This window comes from Lysinibacillus sp. NPDC093216 (assembly GCF_050280325.1).
Classification (GTDB): Bacteria; Bacillota; Bacilli; order Bacillales_A; family Planococcaceae; genus Lysinibacillus.
This window is the reverse complement of sequence record NZ_JBNNVB010000035.1, coordinates 45,094-54,652: the sequence shown is the minus strand read 5'-3', so window position 1 is coordinate 54,652 and position 9,559 is coordinate 45,094. Positions and strand designations below refer to the sequence as shown.

The 9,559-nt window shown below is 36.3% G+C and carries 4 protein-coding genes; all 4 read right to left on the bottom strand.

Features of this window, described 5'->3' with window-relative positions; genetic code table 11:
- Nucleotides 1-597: 597 nt before the first annotated feature.
- The 4 genes from ACQKOG_RS24510 to ACQKOG_RS24495 all read right to left on the bottom strand — a co-directional run bounded on the left by ACQKOG_RS24510 (nt 598) and on the right by ACQKOG_RS24495 (nt 8,677).
- On the bottom strand, nt 598-5,823 hold the full coding sequence (locus ACQKOG_RS24510) for a hypothetical protein (RefSeq protein ID WP_427448410.1): 5,226 nt from the start codon (nt 5,821-5,823) through the stop codon (nt 598-600).
- A 111-nt stretch (nt 5,824-5,934) separates the two neighbouring features.
- On the bottom strand, nt 5,935-6,963 hold the full coding sequence (locus ACQKOG_RS24505; RefSeq protein ID WP_370082378.1) for a DUF916 and DUF3324 domain-containing protein: 1,029 nt from the start codon (nt 6,961-6,963) through the stop codon (nt 5,935-5,937).
- A gap of 78 nt (nt 6,964-7,041) precedes the next feature.
- Nucleotides 7,042-7,827, bottom strand: coding sequence for a WxL domain-containing protein (locus tag ACQKOG_RS24500; RefSeq protein ID WP_427448409.1), 786 nt, complete (start codon nt 7,825-7,827; stop codon nt 7,042-7,044).
- Between the two features lie 22 nt (nt 7,828-7,849).
- Nucleotides 7,850-8,677: a WxL domain-containing protein gene (locus ACQKOG_RS24495; RefSeq protein WP_427448408.1), complete on the bottom strand. Its 828-nt coding sequence runs from the start codon at nt 8,675-8,677 to the stop codon at nt 7,850-7,852.
- Between the last annotated feature and the right edge of the window lie 882 nt (nt 8,678-9,559).

The window sequence follows — 9,559 nt, the reverse complement described above, 5'->3', positions numbered from 1 at the left end:
CAGGATCAAACTCTCCATAAAAAGAAATTTGATTAGCTCAAATTGTTTTGCTGGCATCATGTTTGATGTCCAAAATTTTGTTTCGTTCACTAACTTGAGGTTAGCTACTAAAAACTTTATTGATTACGTTTTGCTTGTTCAGTTTTCAAGGTTCATTTCGTTACTGTTTTTTCTAACAGCAACTCTTATATAATATCATGTCGCGAACTCAATGTCAACAACTAATTTATTTAACTTAATTGTTTTTCAGTAGATGTCTTAGCGACTTTTATAATATTACACTCTTAATCTAAGATGGTCAATACTTTTTCTAAAAAAAATTGATAGTTTCTTATTTCACCGAGAAACTTCCTATTATAGTGTTTAAGAAATAAATTAATATTAGACTCATTAATTTAATGTTATATTGTTATCTAACCTATCATTTCTTCATAAAAAATTAAACAAAAAGAGCCTGAGACAAAAAAAGATGACTCCAAGCATCGAAGTCATCTAAATGCCACATAGTACGGCAATCCCTTTTTATTAAACTATCTACTTTATAAGGTTCACTCATGTTTGATACACACTTTAGTAGCTTTCAAAACTTCACTAGATTTATTCGTTGGTCGGTACATCCTGAAGCATCCACGTGATCGTTCCTTCAAAAGCATCAGCTCTTGCCTTTCCAGCTGGCACTTCTAGATAAAGTCCGTCTCCATCTTCACTCCATGTATTAGAAATATCGACTGTTCGGCGCCCGTCTGTTGTTTCCTTTGTATAGATTTCCGCTGAGATATCTTCAGTAAGGTATGAATCTTTCTTACCATAACGGTAACGTAAACCATCTAATCTAGCACCACCTGGCTTCGTCCCTATTAACGGCTTAGCAAGTTTAGCCATCACCGTCCATTTCGAAGATAGCGTACGAGTATCTTTTACAGCTAAAGGCATATCGAGCTTAATTGGATAATACTTTTTAGTTCGTGGTGAAATCACTAGCTTTTCTCCAAAGTCGATAACTTTAGGTGCAGAATCGAACTTCAACACGGCAGCAATTTCAGTTCTCACTTCATTTGATGTCCCTTTGAATTCTTCTTTAGTACTATATTTTCCAGATACTGTCGCCTGACCTGTAATCGTTCCCGTTATAGCATCTTCTTTCACTGTAGCATTATACGTAACATATATTTTCTTAGAACGAACCAAGTCAGCATCAGCATTCAGACTTGCTTCAATTATTTTTTTAGATTCATTGAATGTGGCTGTACCAACTTTGTTTCCGTCCTCATCAATTACTTTTATGTCTTTGTCTGCTAGTGGTTCTAAATTCGTATTATATGTTTGGGTAATTTTAACTTGATCATATTTACCTTTATCATCCGAAATATACCTGGGATTTACTGAAATACTATAGCTTAACGTTTCTCCTGGTGCGACTACCTCTGCCTCTTTACCCCCTTCATCAAATACTTGTTCTGTAACTGTTAACGTTGGGCGAAGTTTTATCATTTCGATATTTGATTGCTTTTTATCTTCGTCCAGTACATAGACACTAATATTGTGATCTACTCCTTTTTTTACTTGATCCCTTGGAATCGTATACGCCCAGTTAGTGACACTGCCTGGATTCGTATTTTTATACTCTCTTATTAGCTTAGCATCGCTACCATTTATCTTGTCGCTACTATCTATCTTATAGTAAAGATCAATTTTTTCGCTATCTGTAGCCGACCATGTTCCTGAAATATGATAATCACCATCATCTGTATATTTACCATCGTTATCTAATTCAATTATAGGCATAACATCTAATTTACTGGTTATTCCTATCTCAACATTCGCTTCTTTAATACGGTAAGGGTCTAGTCTTTCCGGCTCCCATCTCATAGCCCAACCTGGATGCTCTTGGTAAGCTCCCATTAAACCGCCAAACGAAGAATCAGGTGTACCCGGTGAATCCAATGTGGCATAATAAGAACCATCTTGATCGAATGGTCTTTCGGTTGGGAAATTACTTGCTTTTAATGCAACTGGATTATTTGCATAGCCACTACGGTAGAAATAAAGATAAAAAGGTTTTTTGTCAGCCATAGTTGTTCCACTTTCTTGGAAAAAAACACCTTTATAATTTCCTAACGAGTACATTTTACTTTGCTTGTGTTGTCCAACAATATCCATGTGGACAGAATAAGCAATATTTGTAAAGGCATGTTGATCGCTTAGTTTTAAATATTTCATACTTACATTTACACGACCTTTAGCACTTACCGAACTCATTTTAATTTTTATAAAGCCATCTACGTATTCACCATTAAGAACAGCCCCATAACCAATCAATTCTTGTGTCGTTTCATTTTTAAAAAGTTTTAACAGAGGCATAACCGTAGATTGATATTTTGCTGTATCATCTGCACTATCCCCATGAGCAATCGTGACTCCAGTCCCAGAGAGTATATTCGAAGCTCTCCCCTTTTCATAATTGTACGATACGATACTATAAGCACAGTAAGCGCAGGAGTTTTCTAAAGCTGTAATCATTTGGAAATTTTGCGCCATTATAAACATACGCTCACTAGCCAAAAATCGACTGTCCACTACTTGTTGAAGTGTGTTATCCATAGTAGGTAGTGGGCGGTTCCAGTCATCATTGTGTTTGTAATAAGAGGACAGATCCCATAACGAACTTACATACCGTTTTTCAGAGTCAATATCTCCGAAATACATGTAATAATCTCTGTAATTCGGGTCTTTTGTTTTGTATTTAAGCCCCTGGTTTATTTTCATTTGTGTAAATCCATCTAATTCATTCGGAGAATCTAACATCGAAAAATCAATCTCGCCAATCTTACCAACTTCACTTATTTTCATTCGCGTATGCAGATTAGTAGAATTAATTAAAATTTTCGTTTCAACTGATGTCTTATTGATTTCATCACCCGTACTATATTTTCCGGATGCTGTCGTCTGACTTATAATATATTCATTTTCCATATCTTTTTTCACTTTAGCGTTATACGTAATGTTTATCTTCGTAGAACGTGGCAAGTTTTCATCAAGCGTTATTTCAATTTCATTAGCGGAGTCTTTGTATGTGGCTGTACCAACTTTTTTCCCCCCTGCATCTATTACTTTAAGATTTTCTGGCCGTTCTAAACTCGTTGCATATTTTTGAGTAATGCTGACTTGGCCATATGTGCCTCCAGCTTCTTCACTATAATTTGTTTCTACTGCAATTTTATAGTTTACAGTTCCTTCTGGTGCAACTCTCTCTGCCACTTCGCCATCTTTATCAAAAACTTGTTCTGTAATAGTAAATTGCGGGCTGATTTTTGTTGTTTTTTCGTCTGATACAAAACCAGACTCATTTTTTATATATACAGTAATCGTGTGATCTAAACCTTTTTTCATTTCATCTTTTAGAATCGTGTGCTCCCACTGAACATCAGTACCAGGATTTTTATTTTCATATTCTTCGATTTTCTTAGGTTCACCGCCATCAATCGTATAATAAAGAGTGACATGTTGACCTCTATCATCATTCCAAGTCCCTTTTATACGGTAACCAGCATCTGTATATTCTATATCATTATCTAATTTAACTTCTTGCTCAATAGTATGCTGATTACTGTCAGTTACCATAAGCTCGAGATTCACTTCTCTAACCTCGCCATATTTTTGTTCGTCAGTTGCCCATCTTAATGACCAGCCCGGATCCTGCGTAGAAGGATATTTTGCATTCTCACCAGGATCTTCACTACCAAGTGAACTCATTGTAGGGTAAAAGGCATCGCTGAACGGTTGGTGTGCCGGGTCATCATTTACTTTCAACTCAGCTGGATGATTCGCATAGCCATCACGGAAGAAATAAAGATAATATGGATGTTTGTCTTTACGATGTGCCCAATTAACATTCTCATCAACAACAAAATAAAACCCTTTATTATTTCCTAACGAATTTATAGGCGCCTTATAATTAGAGACGCTATAGAGGTTACCAATATCTGTACGAACATTATAAGCAAAATTAGTATATTTATATTTGTCGTTTAATTTTAAAAACTTCATGCTTATATTAACAAGCCCTTTGGATTCACTTACTGAACTCATTTTAATCTTTACATAGCCATCTAAAAAGTCTCCATTAATAACAGCTGCATAAGCTACCAATTCATGTGTAACTTCATTTTTATATAGTTTTAAAATTGGCATTTCTGTTGATTGGAACTCTGCCTTACCATTTTCATCATTTCCTTGGGCAATCACTAATCCATTACCTACCTGATTTTTCGAAGGTTTTCCGTTTTCATAATAATATGTTGCGGTACCATAATACTCAGAGTGAGGGAACAATGTCATAACTGCAAAATTTTGTGCATGAATATAGTTCTTACTTTGCATTAAAGCTTCAAGTGTTGTGTCCCTGCTAGGTAGCGGTCGCATCGCGTCATCACCAAAGGCAACATTGCCGTGTTCTAATGCATTACTAAACCGATCATTATTGTAATCTCCGAAAAGCATAAAATATTTTCTTCCACTGGACTTTTCTTTCGAGAACTCAAGCAAGCTATTTTTGTCCATTTCTTTAAATCCAACTACAGGATCATTTTTATCCAACGGTGAAAAATCAATATTGCCGATTTTACCAACGTCACTTATTTTAATTCGTGCATTAGTAATTAAAATTTTCGTTTTATCGGATGTCTCATTGGCTTCATCACCTGTACTATATTCCCCGGATGCTGTCGCCTGACTGATGATATATTCTTCCTCTTCCATATCTGTTTTCACTTTAGCGTTATACGTAATGTTTATCTTCGTAGAACGTGGCAGGTTAGCATCAAGAGTTGCTTTAATTACATTGGCAGATTCATTATATGAGGCTGTACCAACCTCTGTTCCTTCTTCATCTATTACTTTAAGGTCTGCTGGTTGTTCTAAACGTGTAGCATATTGTTGAGTAATGTTGACTTCACCATATGTGCCGGTATCTTCGTCGATATAATCGGTTTCTACTATAATTTTATAGCTGACTGTTTTTTCTGGTGCAACTTCCTCCACCTCATGGTCATCTTCATCAAATACTTGTTCTGTAATCGTTAATGCTGGGCGTATTTTTATTGTTTCTTCGTTTGATTTCGTACCAGACTCGTTTTCTGCATATATCGTAATGTCGTGATCTAAACCCTTTTTCACTTCATCATCTGGAATCGTGTACTCCCACGGAATAGTTGGATCAGTGTCTGTGTTTTCAAATTCCGCGATTTTCTTCTCATCATTATCATCAATCTTATAGTAAAGAATGGTAGGTTGACTGACTTTACTCAGTGTCCCCGTTATTCGGTAACCACCATCTGTATATTCTCCGTCATTGTCTAATGTAACTGTAAGGTTTTCTTCACTGGCTGATTCTTCTGGTTTCTCACAGTCCATTGCTAGTTCTTCTTCACACTCCACTGCTGGGTTTTCTTCATTGTTCGACTCAGTCTGTTCCTCACCTGTAGCTGGTGGCTCTTTATCACCGTTCGACTCAGTGTCTGTTTCATTTTCAGGTGCTGACTCTTCTTTATTTTCTGACTCGGTCTGTTCCCCGCCTGTAGCTGGCGGCTCTTCATTACTTTCTGACTCACTCTGTTCCCCACCTGTAGTTGGTGGCTCTTCTTTGTTTTCTGACTCAGTTTGTGCATTATTTTCAGGTGCTGACTCTTCTTTACTTTCTAACTCGATCTGTCCATCATCTTCTGTTACTGCATTTTCGGGGTCAAAAGATGTCTCTGCTTCAGATATAGTCAGCGTTGAAAAGATTAAGATAAAGGTCAACATCCAGACTACTATTTTCTTCATTTTCACACCCTCCCTCTATTAGAATCCTATTCAATACTAGATAGATTACTAGAATTAATTGATAAAAAAACAATTGTCAATCCCAAGTTCAAACATACGTTTTTTTATCAATTAATCATTCATTCCTTGCTGCTTTCCCTGTTTCTTCTTGCTATAAAATATATACACTAGTAGCCCTATTACTAGCATAATTAGTAACCCTACCATATACGCTAAATAATTCGGACCTTCAATCGATACATCCATTGCATTGAATTGCTTCGCTTCTTCTCCTTTGATGGCAAAATCCTTTTTGAATTCCCATGATTCTTTGCTCGACTTAGCCTTTATATGTAACGTATATTCTCCAGTTTTGAACTTTTCACCATCTAACGGAATAGGGTAATCTAAACTTGAATTTGGCGCCATTTGCATGTCTTGTTTTTTAGCTTGATAGAGTACTTCTGTTTTTCCTTTTTTCGTCACTTCCGCATCCACTTCGAAACGATTTATATACGTAGCCGTAGGATTTTGAAGTGTAGCATTTATGACATTACGTGCATTCAATTGCCCAGCCTCAACTTCATGTAATTTCAAATCCTGCGCTACTACTTCATCTGTCTCTTGTAGCGTAATGCCTACTACATAAGCATATTTATTTTCAATACTTAAACCTTTATTGTTTTCTTCTTTTTTTGATGTTGTTTCCTTCTCTTCTAACGTAATACCGCCTGCTAAAATTCCATCAAATTCCTCTTCAGGCATCGTTACATTTAAGTGCAAATCTTTACTCCCATTAGCCGGAACTGTAATCTCCTTATCTGTTTTTATTAAATCTCCCATCTCATACAATAATGAAGAATCACGTTCAGTTTTTGTAGATCCATACTCTACAACACCATTGAGATTTGTTGTAGCTGTATTAATTTTAGGCTCAATCACGACATCCTCTGATGTATCGTTTCTTAAACGAATCGTTAATGTTTGCTTTTGATTAGGTTCCATTTTCAAATTAAAATACGTTTTTTCTTTATCAATTTGATTTTCCGGAATAACAGTATGTACACCAAAATTAAATTCAGATGCAGAAGCGAATGGTGCAAACCATACTAGGCCTACCATTACTATTCCAACTAAGGTCAACAACATATTTTTTCTCATAAATTCAACCTTCCTCATTACATAATTACTTAGGTGGGACACTGTAGAAAACTACAGTGTCTCATCCCTATTCTTTACTTATTCGTCGCCTTCGCCTTCATTACCAGTTGGTACGTTTTTTAATGTCCATATTAATTTTGTAGAATAGTTGTCAGCATATTTTGTTGTACTACCAGGCACCTCTAGCGTGATACTTTCTGCAGCTGTGTTGTTATCACCAAATACAAAAGCGAAAGTACCGGCACCTTCTTCATCACCAGCAACCATTATATTTTGAGCCACGCCTTTTCCATCTCCGTCAAATCCCAAAGTAAATTCTCCGTATGGAGTTGGTTCTCCAGATTCAGAAACCGTTACTACATGACCATTTTTAAAAGAAATTGCAGCTCCAGTTAACACTTTACCAGTTTCTTTGCCCTTAAATTGACCATCTTGCGTTAGCGTTAATATCCAACCTGTTCCTACTCCACGGTTATCTGTCACTTGAACATAGTTTGGACCCGGACCGCGATCGGTAAACTCTTGTGGTTTTACTTTATAAGTTTTAGTTGTAGATGTAATTTGTTGCTCACCAAAGCGCAAACTAGATGCAAAGTCAATACCTAATGGACCCTTCGTTCCTGGATCCGGCTTACCACCTGGATTTGTTGGATCTGTTGGATCAACTGGTGGATTTGTTGGATCTGTTGGATCAATTGGTTTTTCTGGGTCCGTTCCCCCGCCACCTTCACCAGTCGGTTGGAATTGAATAACTGCATTAGAGTTATAAGATTTTTCTTCTGCAAAGGCAGATGTGCTCCCTGCGAATACGCAGCCTGTTACCATAGCTGTAATACCTAACATTTTCAAATCGATTTTCTTCATCATTTTGACCACCTTTAATAGTTTAGTTACTCGGAATATCAGATAACTTCCAAGTTAATTTTGTACTGTATGTAACAGTATCCGTTGGCGTTTCTCCCGGAATAGTAAGGGAAATCGCTTTTGTTTTTCGAATTTTCTGACCAGAATCACCAGTCATCTCCTCAACTGTTCCCCAGCTCTTCACCCAAAGTCCAGCCCCCGCAAGCGGCTTCGCGGCCATTACAAGCGACTCTGCTCCATTCGGATCCAATGTAATTACTTCAGCATTTATTGGTGGTGGCGCGTCTGATACACCTTCAACAGTTGGGTCAGCAAATTGGATTTGCGAACCCGTTAATTCCTTATGCTGTGCGCTAGCATTAGAAAATTGACCCTCTTGTTTAATCGTCAACGTCCACCCCGAATTTGTTCCACGATTATCTGAGATTTGAACATAGTTCGGTACATATTTACTTCCCTCACTAGTATGCAGTTCCTGTGCATTGGCATAGTACGTCACACCTTGCTCCGTATTAGCAATTTCACTAACACCAAAATCAAGGTTTGACACATGGTCCAAGCTTAAGGGACTGCCCGTCCCAAGGTTTGGATCTTGTGGATTTGTCGGATCTACTGAATCTACTGAATTTGCTAGATTCCCCGGGTCTTGATTAGTTGGTTTTACTGGCTTTACCGGTTTCCCTAGGTCTGAATCAGTTGGTTTTACTGGTTTTACCGGTTTTCCTGGGTCTGGATCAGTTGGATCTACCGGAACTTGCGGATCTGTAGCCGGAATAAATTTCACCACTGCCTTCGATTCAAAAACATCACCTTTGCCATCTGCTAAAGTAAATAGTGGCGAAATGGCCATCCCACTTAGTACCGCGGCAATTGCTGCAACTTGTATTGTTTTTTTCTTCGTAGGTGAATTCTCCTTTCATAATTATTTTTTATATTTACGTATCAACTAAAATGCTGACACGATAAATAACACTTCATGGATTACTTTTAAAAGTAGAATTAAATAAAACCATTTTTTAATCTATTTGTAATATTATTACATTTAATAGACAGAAAAGGACATACTTCCATAGGCCAAATCATCCTCTCATTTCATTGCTTTTTATTAATATTTACGTATCAGACAAAATGCTGCTACGGTAAATAACACTCTTTGAAATTACTATTCTTTAATAAGATGCGTCTCCCAATTGCGGATTTTTTCTAGGTCCCTAGACTTTTCCTAAAAACTATCTTCCTATTACTTTGATAATTTTACGATTCAGCATTAAATGAAAAGAGATACTTAGAAACATCATTACAATTACCGCAAATACAAGTTTATTTACTTTTTACACTTAACCTATACCTCTAACTGAACACCTTTAAACATATTTTTTCTCTTTTAAGTCTTTTTTAGCTTTTCATCACTTGCATTTTCAGATTGTATAGCATTTTACAAAAGAATAAAAATCAACTTTTGTTGCTTTTCTAACAAAATTTGATAATAGTGAATTTAAATTTACTATTCGGTATTAAATGAAAAGCATCTCTACTATAACTACAAATACAAGTTTATTTACTTTTTACACTTATCCTATACCTTTAACTGAACATCTATAAACATATTTTTCTTTTTTAAGTCTTTTTTTACTTTTCATCTCTTGCAGTTTCCGATTGTATAGCATTTTATAAAAGAATGAAAATCAACTTTTGTAGCTTTTCTAACAAAATCTGATAATAGTGAATTTGA